We start from the raw sequence: 16,249 nt of genomic DNA, 5'->3' as shown, positions 1-16,249 counted from the left end.
TACGTTGAGTACGATTGAAAAACGTACTTAACGTACTCGGAGGTGCAGGATGGCGGAGAATCGAATCCGGCGGAAGGTGATCAAGCCGCATACCTCGCAAGGCGGTGGGCCGCGCGTGGTCGCAGGCCGTAGCCATCGATTGAGCGCGGCTCACCCCGGACGTCGTCGCGGTGAGGTGGCCGGCGGGTTTGTGGAATACGTGACCCGTAATGCTCCGCGACAGGAATGGGCGTTGATCGCGAAGCTGCTTCTCGATGAGGCGTTCACCGGCCCGGTGGAGACTGGTGCCGGAGGCGCGGCGGAGGCAGTGGCCAGGCGGCGGCGGTCGTTGCTCGGGAAAGTGGACACTCTCAAAGCCGGGGAGGCCGGCCGGGTGCTGGCGCCGCGGGCGGGGGAATCGCGGACCCTGGTGAAGAAGCTGCGTGACGAGGGTGTGTTGCTCGGTTTGCCGTTGGGACGCCGTCCCGACTACCACTATCCGGCGTTTCAATTCGACACCGTGCATCATCGGGTATGGCCGATTGTGGCGTACGCCAACAGCAGACTGGGGGCCGCCGAGGACCCATGGGGGGTCATGTCCTGGTGGCGCACTCCTTCCGACATCCTTGACGACCAGACGCCATTGCAGGAGCTCGAGGACGGTGATCTGACCGAGGTCGCCGTCGACAACATGATCAGCGCTGCCGAGCGGGGAATGTAGGAGGGTGGGCGCCTACAACGGCAATCCAGCGAACATCGACACCATCGCGGCGGGTACGCGGTGTGGCGAGTGCACTGGACGTCGTCCACGTATCCTCCGAATGCGTTCAACCGCAGCAACATCGCTCCCTGGGTTGATGCGCGTACCCTCGACGTACGCACGGCGGCAATTCCGACGCAGGGGCGTTTCGAGCCAGTTCACGACCCTGCCGTGTGCCCGGGTGGGGCAGCACTGGGCGGTTACCTGTATCTCGGAGTATCGGTGGTCGCCGAGGGTATCCTCCGTGGTCAGGACATTCCACCGGATTTGATCATCCGCAAGCGCCTGCTGGCGGGTGAGTCCTTGGCCCAACTCGTACTGGACGACGACGTCGACATTGCGGTTCTGGACGGTCAGCGAAATCTGATCCGGCTCGGCCAGGATGCCTCCCTGACGGCCTGTACTTGGCGGGACTATGGTCAGACCCGCCGGACCGCGATCGAAATTCTGACCAATACCACTGCGGTGCAAGGTCTTCGATACGAGTGTCGACACGGACGAAACGAACTTGCGCTCATGCTGATCGACGGTCGAACGGCACCCGCTCTGACGATTGTGCGCTCGGCACCACTCGACACCGGCGGATGGGCACGGGATGCAGTTACCGCTTCGCTCCTCGACGACTTCAACTTGACGTTGGGATAACCGGGAGCGCGTGCACCACCATTGGCATCGTCGTGTTCTGCGCGAGCACACCGACGCGTCATGTGCGCACCCTACGACCAACGGGAGTAAGTGCACGTTTCAAGGCTTGCGGCGGAACCTGGACGCACGATGCTCATGAAGTGGGAGACTGGAAGACACGGAACTTCGACTGCATCTCCACCGAGGAGTTCGATGATGAGCGTTCACCAGGAACATTCCGACCACGACCATGTTCACGCCGATGGCTGCGGGCACGTTGCCGTACCTCACGGCGATCACGTCGACTACGTCCACGACGGGCACCTGCACCGCGCTCACGACGGGCATTTCGACGAATGCGAGCCGACCGAGCATCGGGTTCACGACGGGCACGATCACGCCCACGGCCCGGAATGTGGGCACGTCGCCGTCCCGCACGGCGATCACGTCGACTACATCCACGACGGGCATCGGCACGCTGCCCACGACGGCCACTACGACGACCACTGAACGCGCGACTCGGAGTCGGCCGACGAGACATGATGTGCGCGAATGCTACTCGCGCACATTCCAGCTTCCCGCTGCCGCAAGTGCAGCTGTGGGAAGCTGGAACACTCGCTGGAAGAGTGCCTCACAGACCACCGATTTCACCACACCCTGATACGGAAAGGTGGCGGCCCCGAGGAATGAGTCCGAGCGAACGTGCCGCTGGGCGCCTTCAACCGATCTGATGTGCCATCGAGTCGCGAGCGTCGCGCTGCAACAGCGGAAAGGTTGTCGGTGCACACGCTGTATCGGATACTGCTCGATATGAACCGCCGAGTGGGAGGCTGCTGAGCACTGTGGACATGGTGATTGCCCGCAATCCGGACCAGGCCTCGCGGTTGCCGTTCCTGCTGCGACTCCCGCTTGCGGGCGGACTGGTGTTCCGCACTTCCGATACCTGGCCGCGCACCAAAGCGTTGTTCTGCTATCCAGTTTCGACCGACGAGTGGCCTGGCAACCCCGAGATCGTCGAGCAGGTGGCGCTGCGTTCCTGTGTGCGCCGCGGCGCCGCGATCGACGTGGTGCTGGATCGGGGACGAGAAAACCGGTCCCAGATCGTATTCACCAAAGCCCGCGGCCGTGACGCTGTGTTCTGGCAGTCGCCGCGCACCAGGAAACAGGCGCGTCCGAACGTGCGCACCCCGGTCGCTCGGGCCGCAGGTATCCCCGATCTGACGATCGTCGTCGATTCCCACGAGCGCTACGCATACAAATTCCCCGGGCAGCAGGTCGCCACGTTGACGCGGGCGCTGCCGTGTGGCGACTACGGGCTTGTCGTCGACGACAAGCTGGTGGCGTCGGTCGAACGCAAGTCGTTGGCCGATCTGGTGGGCAGTCTGACCAGCGGGAAGCTGCGTTTCGCGATGGCCGAACTGGCAGCTATTCCGCGCGCTTCGGTGGTGGTGGAAGACCGCTACTCGTCCGTGTTCAAGTTCGAACGGGTCAGGCCCGCGGTGATCGCGGACGGCCTTGCCGAACTGCAGGTCCGCTACCCGAGTGTGCCGATCGTGTTCTGTGAGACCCGGCAGCTCGCCGAGGAGTGGACCTACCGGTACCTTGCTGCCGCGCACGAGTGGGCGGGCATCGAAGACACCGCCCGCGAACGCATCACACCGCAGCAGAACGACGCTGCCGCCGCAGAACCGTCCACCGCGCAGGTGCGCGCGTGGGCTCGCGGGGAAGGCTTCGATGTGCCTGATCGTGGTCGGCTCCGCCCCGAGGTGTGGGCTGCCTGGCGTTCCGCTCACGGGTAGGTGTTGTGGTGAAGTGCCGCGACCAGGTCGTTCCGGACCGTGTCGGCCCTTGACGGGTGGACGTTCCACCGCCGGGTGTTGCTCGTCAACGGTGCATCTCCTCGATCTCGATAGCTGGAGCTGGAGCCGGGACAGATCCTCGTAGTACGGAATCTGTTGGGCACGCGAGGTTCCGGAGTCTCGGCCGGGCGTGACGCCGGTGCACATCCTCCCGTGGTGCACACGATACGAAGCCGACGCGGTCTCCGGAACATTTCTCATGTCGGAGGTTGGAGGCGAGCACAAAGCGGCGATCGGCCACACTGACACTCGCCGACGTGTTTGTAGGTCGGGGTCAGTTCGATCCAGGAGAGGGTTGCGCCTGCAGCGCGTGGACGACCGCAGTGAGCAGTGCGTCGCCGGCGCGCACTTCGTCATCGAGCGCGTTGGCCACGGCAGTCGCCTCAGCGGTGAGGATGGCCGCGTCGGCATCCCCGAGCATCGAGACGATGCGATCGTAGACGCCACCGCATTCACGGGCGACATGCGCGATGCGTTCGTGCGCGCAGCCCGGCGCGCAGACCTGAGGAGGCGAGCCTTCGATCAGGCCGAGCGCCTTCCGGAACTTACCGTCCTCCCAGTAGTAGGGCGAGGTCCTGAGCCATTCCATCAGCTGATGGTGATCGGGGATGCGCGCGTCGCAGTCGTCGAGCGGCTCGGCGGCCGGGATGTCGGTGGGGGCTTCGGTGAGTGCTCCGGCGATATCGCTGGGGCTCGCGCTCATCGGGTCGAGACCGAGAACGGTGCGGAACACGATGCCGGTGGCCGACGAAAGGGGGAGGTTTCGTTCCTCTTCGCTGAACGGTTCGGAGAGCACACTCGGATTGTCGGTAGCGCCCTGAATCCAGCGTTCGAACTGTTTCAACCCGTAGGTGTTCGCATTGGCTCCCGGCATACCGGCGTTGCGATGAAAGGCGCCGGCTGCATCGCGGGTGGCTCCCCAGGCCATGCGGTCCAGATGCCCGATCGGGAACAGCCCCGCGCCGCGCAGTGTGACAGCACGTAGTTCCTCTTCTTGGGTCTCGGTGAGCTCCGGCAGATTGTGCTCGCTGAGCATGCGAATGAAGTATCGACCCGATTCCTCGGCGACGAGATGCTGCGCGAGCTCAGCCAGTTCGGTGCGGTCGGACGACGACATGCGATCTGGATCCAGTTGTGCAAGAAGGAGATCGACGAAGCCCGCGAGTCGGCTCTCGACGGGCTCTTCGCCGGGAACGAAGAACCTGGCGCGGTTGGTGTAGAAACCTTCGCCGAGACCGGTGCCGCCGTCCCACGTGAACGAACTCGTCGGTGAGGTCGGATGGACCTGGAGCAGCCCTCCGTCCCAGGCTGCGATGAAAAGGTCCTTGCTGAGTGATGCGTTCGGGGCGATCGTCCGATCGTTGATCTCGATGGGATAGATCAACCCGTCCGTGTCGCCCACCGCGTGGATCACCGACAGCGCTCCGAGCTTCGCCGGGAGCGAAGCGTCGGCGAGCAGCTGCTCCGGGTCGACGGACTCCACCGGATACTGCTCAGCGATCACTTCGCGGCGCGCCTGTTCGACGGCTACGTGCCCTTGTGCCTCGATCGCGCGTCGGGCGCTGGCCGTGAGCGCGCGTGGATTGAGAATCCCGGCTGCCTGATCGTCGACACGGGTATTGCATCGGCGGCACTCGACGGCTTTCCCGACGAGGGCATCGGACAGCGCTTGCCTCGACGTCAAGACCAGCTCACCTTTACAAGAAGCGCACCAGTAGCCGAGGAGCGTTGCGGCGACGGCAGCGGCGGCTGCATAGTGTGCTCCACCCGACCACATCTTGTAGGGGAGTGCCCCGACGTTGTGCTCCCATACCGGCTCGCCGGTCTCCGGGTCGAGTCCGTCCAGCCGCCAATACGCGATTCCTACGTCCTGAAGTGCAGTGGGAGCGTAGGCGTTGATTTCGAGTCGGATGTTGGGATCGGCGGGCGGGACGGCGTAAGGCATGCCGGATTCTAACGGCACTCTCGGCCGATGCGGTATGTCGGAATCCCATTCGACATCGGCCGCCACGGGAGTGCTGTTCGCTATTGGGTGCCGACGCTACTTTGTGAACTGAAGCTCCTCGGGCAAGAGTGACCCCGACCCGTACATCAGAATTCCCTCGAGGTCGTTCGCGGCTATCACCGACGGCGCACCTCGGACGTACCACAGTCCGACATTCAGGTCGACGAGCCGGCGCTGCGCAACGTCGTACGCTTCGCGTCGCACCTCAACGGTGTCGGCGTTGCGGCCGGCGTCGAGGGCCTGGGTGAGAGCAGCGTCGTCGACACCCATGAAGTTGCCCGAGGAGTCGGGGTGGAATGCCGACCACAACGCAGCATCGGGATCCTGGACCAGGGCCGAGGTGATCATCATGTCGAAGTCGTGGCCGGTCAACCTCGTTACGCCTTCTGTATTGTCCACGATCTCGATGTCGACCTCGACGTTGTCGAACTCCGTGAGATTGGCCTGCAATGCCTCGGCTGCCACCTTGTTCTCGGCCGACGAGTAGCCGACGAACGTGAACGACACCGGCTTGCCCTCGGCTGCCAACTCGTCGAACAACTGCTGAGCGGCGTCCTTGTCGGGTCGGGTGAACGGGAGATCGCTGTAGAACGGTGACGACTCCTGGAAAACGGTGCGCGGAAATTGCTCGTCACCAGCTCCTGGGTACACGGCGGCGTTGATGGTGGCCGGATCGACAGCGAGAGCGATTGCGCGCCGCGCGCGTTCGTCGTCGAAGGGAGCGCGTCGCATGTTCATTCCGAGGAACTGGCCGCCGCCCATGGGGACTGTCTCGACGTGAAGTCCGCCGTCTTCTGCGCGTGCGATGGTGGACCAGTTCGAGTCGGCGGTCAGGTCTGCGGCGCCCGACACAACGGCGTTGAGTCGTTGATTGGTGTCGGGTGACGTACGTAGCGTGATGCTGTCGAGGTAGGGCTTCGGCGCATCCCAGTAGCCGTCGTTCTTCGCGAGATCGATTCTGTCCTGCCGTGCCCAGTCGACAAGTGTGAACGGTCCTGCTCCAACGGGGTTCGCGTCGAAGGCGGCTTGCCCTTGCTGTAGTGCGGTGGGAGACGCAATCCAGTTCATCGAGGACTGGACGAGGCTGTCCGCGAAGTGCGGATTCGGTGGATCCAGAGTTGCTGTCAAGGTGGTCTCGTCCACCACGTCTGTTGCGGTGATCTGCATGGCCTGGCGGCGGGAGGTCGAACCCAGTGCCGGATCACGTAGGCGATCCCAGTTGAACTTCACCGCGGCGGCGTCGAGGGGAGTGCCGTCGGTGAAGGACAGTCCAGGGCGGAGGGTCAACGTGAATGTCCGGCCCTCGTCGCTCGTGGAGGCGTCGGTGGCCATGGAGTCGTTGATCTCCAGCGACTCGACGTCATTGGTGATCAGCGTGCCGTAAAGAGCGTTACCCAGCAGTGATTGGAACGCCCAGCTGTTGGACATGTTCGCGGGATCGAGTGTGCGCGGCTCAGTCATCTGTATCGCATTCAGATTCCCGCCGGCGATCGGCTCGCCGTCGGAGCCCCCGGGATCGGATGTCCCACCGCAAGCGCCGAGGAGGAGCACCGCGGAGCAGACTGCTGCGAATCGGGAGAGGGCACGCCAGTGTCGGATCATCGTTGAACTTTCGGGTGTCGGTGATGCGGGAGGCTTGTCGGCTATGCCTTGGCGAGGGTCGCAGGCCTTTGTGCCCATGCTGTTTCGGCGACTTCGCTGAGCGCTTCACCCTTCGCGAACCCGTAGTACGCAGAGAACTGGAGGACGATCTCGTCCATCTCGGGCTTGGTGATGTCACCCGAGTGCAGCGCGGCGGTGACATGGCTCTTCATCGGAGTGGGAGCGTCGGCGAAGGCGACGCAGGCGACGGTGATGATACGTCGCTCACGTCGGGTGAGACCGGGTCGCTGCCATACATGGCCGAAGACGAAGTTGAGGATGCCTGCGTGCCGGTAGGGCGTGGTGTGGGGAGGTGCGGGAATGAGATTGACGTCGAGGAACTCCTGTGCGCCGCCCTCGAATCGTGTGTCCCAGTCCGAAGGTCCGAGAGTGTCGTGCGACAGTTCCGGCCACGGCCCGGGTTCTTGACCGCGGTCGTGGTGAATCTGTGTCCATTGCCTGATGACGGCACCTTCGAGATGCGCGGCCTTGGGCCACCCGCTGTACACGGCGAAGTGGAGGACGAATTCGAGCATCTCTTCCAGTTCGATGTCACCGCTGTCGAGGGCGGCGCGCACATACGCCTCGATGGGTCCTGGCGCATCTGCGCCGGCGACGCAGGCCAGAGCGATCCACCGACGATCTTTGCGGCTCAGCCCGGGGCGCAACCACACGTCGCCGAAAACGAAGTCGCGTGAAACCTGCTGGAAGGGCGTGGTGATCTCGGTGGGCTCGCGGCGCAGGACGGTGCGGAACGTCTCGTCGGCCAGGTTGTTGCTCATATTCGAGTTCCTTCGTTGGGAAGTGGCAGCGCGGTGATCAGCAGAGGGTCAAGGCGATTCGGATGGAGTCGTGTGCGGGCGTGCGCTCGGTCATGTGCGAGAACGCGTCCGCGAACCGGTCGAGTGGGTAGCTGTCGCCCAGCAGGTCGGCGGTGGGGATCTTTCCCGCGTTGATGAGTTCGACCGCGTGCTCGGTGTCGATACCCGCCCCCGGGTGCAGGGTGATGCGCCTGGTGGGGATCCAGTCCGGATGGAAGCCCTCCAGCGGCCCGTCCTTCATCCCCGCCAGAACTACGTGGCCGCCTTTGTGTACGAGGTCCATGGCCAGGTTGACCGTCACGGGACTTCCCGATGCGGCATCGATGACGACATCGGCCATCTGTCCGTTCGTGATGTCACGGACCCGGTCGACGGCGTCTTCGTTCTCGGCGTCGATGGTGTGGTCGGCGCCGACTCGCAGCGCATGGTCGAGGCGGAATCGGTCGCGTGCGGTCCCGGTCACGATGATCGTCGAGGCACCCGCAGCGCGTGCGGCCACTATGGTGGCCATGCCCATGTGGCCCGGCCCTTCGATGACGACAGTGTCGTCCTTGCGGACCGGTTTCACCCAGGTCACCGCGCAGCTCAGGGGCTCGAAGAAGGTCAGTTCGTCGGCGGGGCGGTCATCGCGCAGCCGATAGACCTTCGAACCCGGGAGCAGCTCGAGATGCTCGCCGAACCCGCCGTACAGGCCGGAACCTTCATGGATGGAGAAGTCGTGTCCGTAGATTCGATTTCCGTCGGGGGTGATCACGAGTTCGCGCACCGCAACGCGGTCGCCCTCCTCGACGCCCCATTGTGCGGCGGTGGCAGGCCGGATCTTGTCGATGCGGCCAACAATCTCGTGACCGGGCACGGATGGAAATGCGCCTCCCCACGAGGTGTGGATGTTTCCGCGGAAATGATCGACATCGCTGTGGCACAGGCCTGTCGATTCGACCCGTAGCACGGCACCCCCGGAAGGCGGGTCGGGTTCCGGGAATTCGCGCTCTTCCCACGTTTCGTCACCGGAGAACACAATGGCTCGGCTCATGCTGCACCTCTCGGGTGGTGCACTCGTACGTTCGTCGACGTGCTGGAGCGTTGTTCGGTGCTCCACGAAGTGCTCAATCTCGCTCGGTGAACTGAACAGTAAGTCCTAGGACTTAACTTGTCGAGAGGTGGTTACATTTGGTGCATGTCAGAACAGCGGAACCACGCCGTCGCGCCGTCGTCGAAGCAGCAGCTGGTGCTCACCGCTGAACGTCTCTACGCCTTGCACGGGCTCGACGGTGTCCCACTCCGCCACATCAGTGTTGCCGCAGGCATGGCCAACAAATCCGCGGTGCAATATCACTTCGGCACCAAAGAGAATCTCATCCAGGCCATCCTGATCAACCGGATCGACGGACTGACGCATCGTCGTGAGCTACTCGAAGCAAGACTGCCCGACGGCGACGTGCGACGAATTCTCGAAGCTCACCAACTCCCGCTGATCGAACTCGCGGAGGACAAGGATTGCTACTACCTGCCGTTTCTGGAGCTCCTGCTGCGGGAAAGCCACCCGATGGATGACCTGACCGCAAGTCACCGTGAGTCCAAGCGCAACTACTACGACCGGTTGGATCGTCTGCTCGACTACATCCCGCAGCCTGTCCGCGACATGCGCATTCATCAGGCATCCGCAGTATGTGTGTCCATCTCCGCCGACCGGCACCGGATGCGCATGCAGGGGATCGCCGTGGCGCCGTACGCGCTGCATGTGAGTCAACTGCTGGACTTGCTCGTCAGCATCCTGACGACGCCTCCGTCCGAGGAAACGCTCGCGGCTCTCGAGAACTCACCCCAGGGTGCTCCGGTGTTCCGGAAGCTTCCCTGAAGTGCAGTGTCTGCGCCGAAGTTTCCCCCACTTGCACGGGTTTCCTATGGTTCGAAACCTGTGGAAACCCGTGGTAGCGATGGAAAGTCGGTCGACCGTCGTGTCTGTGGCAGGGTTGCCACTCGTCCATGGCGGTCCGGCGCTCAGGTGGTCAGCAGGTGACACGCAGCCTGGCCGCCACTGGAGACACCCGTCGCCTCGGGTCGTTCGCTGCGGCACACCGGGAGCGCCACCGGGCAACGGGTACTGAAGGCGCAACCCGCCGGTGGGTTCGCCGGATCAGGTAGCTCACCGGTGAGCCGTATACGGTCGCGTGTGCGCTGACGCATGGGATCCGGAACCGGGACCGCCGACAGCAACGCCTTCGTATACGGGTGAGCAGGCTCCGTGAAGAGACGATCGGTCGGTCCCCACTCGACGATGCGACCCAGATACATCACCGCGGTGGTGTGGGCGATGTGCCGCACTACTGCGAGGTCGTGTGCGATGAACAGGAACGCGATACCCAGCTCCGTCGAGAGCCGTTCGAGCAGGGCGATCACCTGATTCTGCGTGGATACGTCCAGCGCGCTGACGGCTTCGTCGGCGATCACCACCTTCGGTTCCACGGCGATGGCCCTGGCGATCGCGATCCGTTGACGCTGACCACCCGAGAACTCGTACGGATACCGCTGCGCATGCTCGGGCCGCAACCCGACCTGCTCGAGCAGGTCGCTGATTCTGCGTCGCAGCGCGTCCGCATCGAGGTCGGTGTGGACTTCGAGGGGCTCGGCGATCGCCTCGCCGACCGTGCGCGCCGGATCCAGCGACGAGTACGGATCCTGGAACACCATCTGCATGTTGCGGCGGGCCGATCGCAGCTCGCGACCCTTCAGCGCGGTGATGTCCACACCATCGAGCAGCACCGTTCCGTCGGCGATGTCCACGAGCCGCAGGATGCCGCGCGCAGTCGTCGATTTTCCCGATCCGGATTCGCCGACCAGCGCGAAGGTTTCGCCTGGCCGGAGATCGAAGCTGACGTCGTCGACGGCGCGCACCACACGCCGTTTCCGTCCGCGTGTTCGCGGGGCGGAGAATTCGACGCGCAGGTTGCGCACGCTCAGGATCGGAGTGGGCGACACAGTTCCGACGGTCACGGTCATCGACTTCTCTCCAGAGTCAGCTCGGTGGTACGAACACACCGCGCGCTGCGTCCGTCATCGACATCGGCGAGCGCCACCTCGGTCAGGCAGCTGTCGATGCGATGCTCGCAGCGCGGCCCGAACCGGCAACCGCGAGGCATGGCGCTCGGCGCAGGTGGTGATCCGGGGATCGTGTGGAGGGTGCTGCGGCCGTCGATGCTGGGTACCGACCGCAAGAGACCCTCGGTGTACGGGTGGCGGGGTGAAGAGAAGAGGTCTTCGGCGCGCGCATGCTCGACGACCTGACCCGCATACATCACGACGACGTCGGTGCACAGGTCTGCGACCACGCCGAGATCGTGGGTCACGAACAGCACACCCATGTCGAAACGTTCGGCCATCTCGCGGATGAGGTCGAGGACCTGCGCTTGGATGGTGACGTCGAGTGCGGTGGTCGGTTCGTCGGCGATGAGCAGGGACGGCTCGCACGCGAGGGCCATCGCGATCATCGCGCGTTGACGCATGCCGCCGGAGAACTCGTGTGGATACTGCGCTACGCGCCGTGCGGCGTCGGGGATCCCGACGAGATCGAGGACTTCGACGGCGCGCGCTGTCGCGGCCTTCTTCCCGACACGGCGGTGCCTGCGCACGACTTCGGAGATCTGGTCGCCGACCGTGAACACAGGGTTCAGGCTCGTCATCGGTTCCTGGAAGATCATCGCGATGTCGTTGCCGCGCACGCCGTCGAGTTCGCGCTCGGGCATCGTGAGCATGTCGCGACCGCGGAACCGGACGGTGCCCGACCCGATGCGGGACTGCCGTTCGGGGAGCAAACGGAGTACCGACGAACAGGTGACGGACTTGCCGGATCCGGATTCGCCGACGAGTCCGAGGAGTTCGCCCGCGCCGATGCGGAAGGACACGTCCTGCAATACCGGGGACCAGCCTGTGGCGGTCGCGAACTCGACGGAGAGGCCTTCGACGCTCAGTAGCGGCTCGTTCAACGGTTGCTCCTGTTCTCGCGGCCAACGGAGTCGCGGATGCCGTCGCCGAGGGTGTTGCAGGCGAGCACGGCCGCGATGATCGCGAGCGCAGGTATCGCGACCGGCCACATCGTGTAGTTCCATGCTTCGCGGCCTTCGGCCAGCATCCGTCCCCAGCTGGCGTCGGGTGGTTGAACACCCAACCCGAGGAAGCTGAGGGAGGATTCGGCCAGCATCGCGAATCCGCACGCGAGACTGATCTGCACGATCAGCGGTGAGAGCGTGTGCGGCAGAATGTGTTCCCTGACGATGCGCGCGGTGGGGGTGCCGATGCTGCGAGATGCTTCGATGAAGGTGTTCTCGCGAACGCCGATGACAGATCCTCGGACCACGCGGAAGAATCTTGGTCCGAACACGATTCCGATAGCAATCATCGCGTTGGTCAGGTTCGTCCCCATGACTCCGACGATGGCCATGGCCAGCAGCAACGGGGGGAAACTCAGGAAGGCGTCAGCGATCCGCGACAGCACGGCATCCCACCAGCCGTCGAGAAATCCGGCGACGAGTGCGGGCACCACACCGATGACGAGTCCGACCGTGACGGAGATCGCTGCCGAGAAGACCGCGACGCGGGCACCGTAGAGCAGTCGCGAGAGGGTGTCGCGGCCGAGATTGTCGGTGCCGAGCAGATAGCCGTCGGACAGCGGCGGAAGCCGGCGTGCGGTGAGGTCCTGGACGAGCGGATCATGCGGGGCGATCACGGACGCGAACAGACCGAAGAGCACCAGCAGCAACAGGAATACGGCCGCGACGATCGCGGCGGGACGCCCACGGAACCGCCGCAGAAACCGGCGTCGCGGGCTTTCGGCAGCGACCACGGACTGCTCGTCGGCCAGGGCTGCGATCTGGACGGTGTCGCTCATGCGGCGCTCCTCATCCTCGGGTTGAGATAGCCGTACGAGATGTCGACGAGCAGGCTCATGACGACCGTCGCGAGGACGCCGAAGATCACGATGCCCTGGATCGCAGGGAGATCGCCGGATAGCACTGCCTGCACGGCGAAGTCTCCCAGCCCTTTGAGGCCGAAAACGGATTCGATGACAGCGGTGCCGCCGAGCAGGAACGCGACCTGCATGCCGAGGACGGTAGCGGTGGGGATGAACGCGTTCTTCAGGGCGTGTTTCCACAGCACCCGTCGTCGTCCCAGTCCTTTCGCGGTGGCCGTGCGGACGTAGTCCTGCTGCAAGACGTCGATCATGGAACTACGGAGTTGCCGCGCTATCTCGGCCGCTGCGGCGAGACCCAACGCGACAGCGGGGAGCAGCAGATGACTGAGCCACGGCCACAATCCTTTTGCCAGCGGTGTGTACCCGGTCGACGGCAATGCGCGGAGGGTGAGCGAGAAAATCATCACGAGGATCAAACCCAGCACGAAGTTGGGGGTGGCGACTCCGAGCGTGGTGCCGACACCGGTGGTGCGGTCCAGTCGGCTGCCGGGCCGACTGCCGCCTGCGATACCCGCGGGAATGCCGATGAGCAGCGCGATGAAGACGGCGACGACAGTGAGGGAGAGCGTGACGGGCAACCGGTCGACGATCATGTCGAGGACGGGTGCCTGGTAGGTGAAGCTCGTCCCCAGGTCACCGCGCAGCAGGCTGGTCACGAAGTCGAAATACTGCACGACCAGGGGCTTGTCGAGGCCGAGCTCGAGGCGGATGGCGTCGATCTGCTCCGCTGTGGCGTTCTCGCCTGCGATGCGCTGGGCCGGGTCGCCGGGGATGAGGAGGATGAGTCCGAAGGTGATGGCGGTGGCGATCAACAGCAGAGGGATCACCGCGAGCAGTCGTTGCCCGATCAGGCGGAGCATCGTTTACGTCCTGTTCTGTCGGTGGGTGTCCGACGCAGGTGCGTCGCCGTCATCGACGACGACGCACCTGCGGGGATCATTCGCCGGCAATACCGACTCCGCGCCATTCGTCGACGAGGATGTTCGGTTCGTAGCCCACCACCTGGTCGGTGAGCGTGGAGCCGAGCTCGAAGAACACGAGCGGTACGGAAAGGGCGTTGTCGCTGACGAGGGTCGAGACGTCTCCCAGCAACTCGCCGCGTACCTGCAGGTCGGACTCGCGGTTGGCCGCGTCGAGTGCCTCGTTGAATCCGGGAACAGTTGCGCGAGAGGGGTTCTGAGGCGAGTTCTCGCCGTACAGGGACGACAGGAGCAGGGACGGATCGGAGCGTCCGGTGAAAGTGGTGACGTACGCGTCGGCGTCGCCGCGGTTGAAGGTGGGGGAAGCGTCCGACGGTGGCAGCGGCTGGAGTTGCATGTCGATGCCGACCTGCGCGAGCTGCTGCTGCACGATCTGCGCTACCTGCACGTTCTCGGGGAGGTTCAGGAGTACCGCGGTGAAGGAGAAGCCGTTGGGTAGCCCCGCTGCAGCGAGCAGACGACGCGCCTCGTCAGGGTTGTATGCGTAGGCGTCGGCGAGATCCGGGTTGTAGGCGAAGTAGCCTTCCGGGAAGTCCTGGCTGGCGGGCGCAGCGTGGCCTTCCATCGCGCTGTCGGCAATCGACTGGCGATCGATGGCGTGTGCGATGGCCTGGCGCACTTCGAGTTTGCCGAACTCGCCGCGGCTACGGTTGAAGTTGATCGCCATATGGTCGAGTCGCAGCGCTGTCTGTACCTGCAGCCCCTGCTGCTCCGCCGCGTCGATGGTCAGCGGCGTAGTGATGGCTACGTCGAGGTCGCCGGTGGAGACGGCACTGAGCCGTGCCTGCGGATCGGTCATCACCGTCCACACGAAGGTGTCGGTGCCGATGGCTTCGGGATCCCAGTAGTCGGGCCTGGCGGTGAACTCGTATTCGGCGCCGGGCTGCGACCGGGTGACGGTGTACCGGCCTGCTCCGGCCGGGCTCAGCGCGAGTGCCCCGGCCTTCTCCGGCGAGCTGAAAGCATCGGGATTCACGATCATCCCGGGCAAGTCGGAGAGGGTGAGGACGAGTTGCGCGCCGGGACCATCCAGCGCCAGTACGACGGTCTGTGCATCCGGTGCGGACACCCCGGCGACGGACTGCAGCATCGGTGCAGTGATCGAATCGGGTTCGAGCGCGCGCTCGAGGTTTGCGACGACCGCGGCGGAGTCGAGTGGGGCGCCGTCGGCGAACGTCACACCTTCGCGCAGGTGGAGGGTCAGTGCCGTGTCGGTCAGTTCCCAGGATTCGGCGAGGCCCGGTACGGGCTGGGCCTGGTGGTCGCGGTGGACGAGGCGGTCGTACACGAGCGCGAGCATCGTTGCGTCGCTGGTCATGGTCGTCTTGTGCGGATCGAACGACGACGTCCCGTACACGGTGGCGTAGTGCAGGGGGATCAAGGGATCTGCGACACCCGAGTTTGTGGTCGTCGCGGTGCCGCAGGCGCTCAGTAGTGCGGCGCAGGCCGTGAGCGCAACCACCCACCGGGCCGTCGAACTTCTTCTCGACGCAATCGACATGGTGATCCTCCTGAAGCATGTACGTCCACAGAAAAACCAGGAGGACAACCGGATACCGAAGTGCCGTTCCTCCTGGCGCTGCCGAACATATGGTGTGGTGATCCGGAACACACCGCGGGTCTCGCTGAACGGGAGTCGCATGTGGGTCCCGTGCCGAGCGAGTGCTGCGTAGGTTCTGTCGGTCGGTCGCCACTGCATCGGTCAGGGCAACCTCTACCGGCGACCCGTCCGCCGGCGTCGCCTTCCTCGGTGGAAGCGGGTGGCCGTGGAACCGAGTCCGAGCCTGACGTCTGCGGTCGTCGATCCTGAAATCAGCGATCGGTGAGAGGGCGAACTCGGCGGCCGGCGTGTGGCTGATGCCGAAGGTCGGTCAACGTGCGCTGAACGTGGACGAGGTGGGATCGCATATGTTCGGCCGCCGCGTCGGGGTCACGATCTTTGACAGCGTTCAAGATCGCGGCGTGTTCGGCACAGTACGCATCGCGGGTGTCTGTGCTGAAGGTGCGGCTTTTCAAGCTGCCCCAGATCGGCTTTTGCCTGCATCGGACGAGGTAGCGACTCACGCCGATGAGCACCTCGTTGTGGGTCGCCGCGGCCAGTCCGTGATGGAAGCGAACATCCCACTGCTCGAACTCCGAAGCAGACGCCGCGTTTTCACCTTCGCGCAGAAATTTTTCCAGTTCGGCGAGGTCTGCACCGGATGCGGCAAGTACCACCGCTGGCATGAGCGACGGTTCGATCGTCAGTCGTGCGGCCATGATGTCGGAGGGGCTGGGGGCGTTCGCCTCTACTTCGGGTGTGTGAGTGGTGGACAGGAAAGTGCCTCGGCCGACATGCCGGGTCACGATTCCGGCATCGGCGAGATGATGCAGCGCTTCCCGGACGGCGTTTCGACCGAGCCCGGTTGTTGCGGCGAGTTCTCGTTCGGTGGGGAGTCGGTCGCCGGGAAGATAGGCACCCTCACCGAGGAGCTGTTCGATGTGACGCAACGCGTGCGCTGCAGATCCGACGGGAGACATCATTGCCTTTCAACCAATTAGAACCAAAAATACTCCAATCTCTGCCGAATTCCCTGCAAGGTCGTGTGTTGTGGGTCACATTTGCTGTCAC

General features: G+C 64.3%; 15 protein-coding genes. 5 read left to right on the top strand and 10 right to left on the bottom strand.

All coding sequences use genetic code 11. From position 1 onward, the window contains the following. Nucleotides 1–49 precede the first annotated feature (49 nt). The 4 genes from ACSYG9_RS05045 (at nt 50) to ACSYG9_RS05030 (ending at nt 3,162) form a co-directional block, all read left to right on the top strand. Complete coding sequence (locus tag ACSYG9_RS05045; protein WP_454841426.1) at nt 50–700, top strand: hypothetical protein; 651 nt, start codon at nt 50–52, stop codon at nt 698–700. A gap of 69 nt (nt 701–769) precedes the next feature. Further along, nucleotides 770–1,384: a hypothetical protein gene (locus tag ACSYG9_RS05040; RefSeq protein ID WP_454841424.1), complete on the top strand. Its 615-nt coding sequence runs from the start codon at nt 770–772 to the stop codon at nt 1,382–1,384. 195 nt (nt 1,385–1,579) lie between these two features. Beyond that, nucleotides 1,580–1,873 carry a hypothetical protein gene (locus ACSYG9_RS05035; RefSeq protein WP_440127543.1) on the top strand — a complete coding sequence of 98 codons (294 nt, stop codon included), beginning with the start codon at nt 1,580–1,582 and terminating at the stop codon, nt 1,871–1,873. A 338-nt stretch (nt 1,874–2,211) separates the two neighbouring features. Further along, entirely contained in the window at nt 2,212–3,162 is a 951-nt protein-coding gene (locus tag ACSYG9_RS05030; protein ID WP_440127542.1) for an ERCC4 domain-containing protein, read from the top strand. 334 nt (nt 3,163–3,496) lie between these two features. On the opposite strand, the gene ACSYG9_RS05025 is transcribed toward ACSYG9_RS05030, so the two are convergent. From ACSYG9_RS05025 to ACSYG9_RS05010, 4 genes are all read right to left on the bottom strand, one after another. Further along, nucleotides 3,497–5,167: a hypothetical protein gene (locus tag ACSYG9_RS05025; protein WP_454841423.1), complete on the bottom strand. Its 1,671-nt coding sequence runs from the start codon at nt 5,165–5,167 to the stop codon at nt 3,497–3,499. A 96-nt stretch (nt 5,168–5,263) separates the two neighbouring features. After that, nucleotides 5,264–6,688, bottom strand: coding sequence for an ABC transporter substrate-binding protein (locus ACSYG9_RS05020; RefSeq protein WP_454841421.1), 1,425 nt, complete (start codon nt 6,686–6,688; stop codon nt 5,264–5,266). A 182-nt stretch (nt 6,689–6,870) separates the two neighbouring features. After that, nucleotides 6,871–7,650 (bottom strand): carboxymuconolactone decarboxylase family protein, encoded by a 780-nt coding sequence (locus tag ACSYG9_RS05015; protein WP_454841419.1) that lies wholly within the window; start codon nt 7,648–7,650, stop codon nt 6,871–6,873. A gap of 37 nt (nt 7,651–7,687) precedes the next feature. Further along, the gene (locus ACSYG9_RS05010; protein ID WP_454841418.1) at nt 7,688–8,722 is read right to left on the bottom strand and encodes a zinc-dependent alcohol dehydrogenase; all 1,035 of its coding nucleotides are present in this window, start codon (nt 8,720–8,722) and stop codon (nt 7,688–7,690) included. 144 nt (nt 8,723–8,866) lie between these two features. Here ACSYG9_RS05010 and ACSYG9_RS05005 point away from each other — a divergent pair, with 144 nt between their 5' ends. Further along, nucleotides 8,867–9,547, top strand: a complete 681-nt coding sequence (locus ACSYG9_RS05005) for a TetR family transcriptional regulator (protein ID WP_440126095.1) — start codon at nt 8,867–8,869, stop codon at nt 9,545–9,547. Nucleotides 9,548–9,690: 143 nt separating this feature from the next. On the opposite strand, the gene ACSYG9_RS05000 is transcribed toward ACSYG9_RS05005, so the two are convergent. From ACSYG9_RS05000 to ACSYG9_RS04975, 6 genes are all read right to left on the bottom strand, one after another. Continuing rightward, nucleotides 9,691–10,689, bottom strand: a complete 999-nt coding sequence (locus ACSYG9_RS05000) for an oligopeptide/dipeptide ABC transporter ATP-binding protein (protein WP_440126094.1) — start codon at nt 10,687–10,689, stop codon at nt 9,691–9,693. Then, nucleotides 10,686–11,672 (bottom strand): ABC transporter ATP-binding protein, encoded by a 987-nt coding sequence (locus ACSYG9_RS04995; RefSeq protein WP_454841416.1) that lies wholly within the window; start codon nt 11,670–11,672, stop codon nt 10,686–10,688. The genes ACSYG9_RS05000 and ACSYG9_RS04995 overlap by 4 nt, the downstream gene beginning before the upstream one ends. After that, the gene (locus ACSYG9_RS04990; protein ID WP_454841414.1) at nt 11,669–12,574 is read right to left on the bottom strand and encodes an ABC transporter permease; all 906 of its coding nucleotides are present in this window, start codon (nt 12,572–12,574) and stop codon (nt 11,669–11,671) included. The genes ACSYG9_RS04995 and ACSYG9_RS04990 overlap by 4 nt, the downstream gene beginning before the upstream one ends. Beyond that, complete coding sequence (locus ACSYG9_RS04985; protein WP_440126091.1) at nt 12,571–13,518, bottom strand: ABC transporter permease subunit; 948 nt, start codon at nt 13,516–13,518, stop codon at nt 12,571–12,573. Before ACSYG9_RS04985 ends, ACSYG9_RS04990 begins: the two co-directional genes overlap by 4 nt. 76 nt (nt 13,519–13,594) lie before the next feature. After that, complete coding sequence (locus ACSYG9_RS04980; RefSeq protein ID WP_454841412.1) at nt 13,595–15,139, bottom strand: ABC transporter substrate-binding protein; 1,545 nt, start codon at nt 15,137–15,139, stop codon at nt 13,595–13,597. Between the two features lie 311 nt (nt 15,140–15,450). Beyond that, nucleotides 15,451–16,161 carry an FCD domain-containing protein gene (locus tag ACSYG9_RS04975; RefSeq protein WP_440126089.1) on the bottom strand — a complete coding sequence of 237 codons (711 nt, stop codon included), beginning with the start codon at nt 16,159–16,161 and terminating at the stop codon, nt 15,451–15,453. Nucleotides 16,162–16,249: the final 88 nt, after the last annotated feature.

This window comes from Rhodococcus sp. SJ-2 (assembly GCF_053750035.1).
The sequence above is the reverse complement of the archived record's forward strand: the minus strand, read 5'-3'. Positions and strand labels throughout refer to the sequence as shown.

Bases quoted from the DNA above. Each gene is read 5' to 3' on its own strand.
- ACSYG9_RS05045 (WP_454841426.1), top strand. From the start codon at position 50: ATGGCGGAGAATCGAATCCGGCGGAAGGTGATCAAGCCGCATACCTCG.
- ACSYG9_RS05035 (WP_440127543.1), top strand. From the start codon at position 1,580: ATGAGCGTTCACCAGGAACATTCCGACCACGACCATGTTCACGCCGAT.
- ACSYG9_RS05030 (WP_440127542.1), top strand. From the start codon at position 2,212: ATGGTGATTGCCCGCAATCCGGACCAGGCCTCGCGGTTGCCGTTCCTG.
- ACSYG9_RS05025 (WP_454841423.1), bottom strand. From the start codon at position 5,167: ATGCCTTACGCCGTCCCGCCCGCCGATCCCAACATCCGACTCGAAATC.
- ACSYG9_RS05020 (WP_454841421.1), bottom strand. From the start codon at position 6,688: ATGACTGAGCCGCGCACACTCGATCCCGCGAACATGTCCAACAGCTGG.
- ACSYG9_RS05015 (WP_454841419.1), bottom strand. From the start codon at position 7,650: ATGAGCAACAACCTGGCCGACGAGACGTTCCGCACCGTCCTGCGCCGC.
- ACSYG9_RS05010 (WP_454841418.1), bottom strand. From the start codon at position 8,722: ATGAGCCGAGCCATTGTGTTCTCCGGTGACGAAACGTGGGAAGAGCGC.
- ACSYG9_RS05005 (WP_440126095.1), top strand. From the start codon at position 8,867: ATGTCAGAACAGCGGAACCACGCCGTCGCGCCGTCGTCGAAGCAGCAG.
- ACSYG9_RS05000 (WP_440126094.1), bottom strand. From the start codon at position 10,689: ATGACCGTGACCGTCGGAACTGTGTCGCCCACTCCGATCCTGAGCGTG.
- ACSYG9_RS04990 (WP_454841414.1), bottom strand. From the start codon at position 12,574: ATGAGCGACACCGTCCAGATCGCAGCCCTGGCCGACGAGCAGTCCGTG.
- ACSYG9_RS04985 (WP_440126091.1), bottom strand. From the start codon at position 13,518: ATGCTCCGCCTGATCGGGCAACGACTGCTCGCGGTGATCCCTCTGCTG.
- ACSYG9_RS04980 (WP_454841412.1), bottom strand. From the start codon at position 15,139: ATGTCGATTGCGTCGAGAAGAAGTTCGACGGCCCGGTGGGTGGTTGCG.
- ACSYG9_RS04975 (WP_440126089.1), bottom strand. From the start codon at position 16,161: ATGATGTCTCCCGTCGGATCTGCAGCGCACGCGTTGCGTCACATCGAA.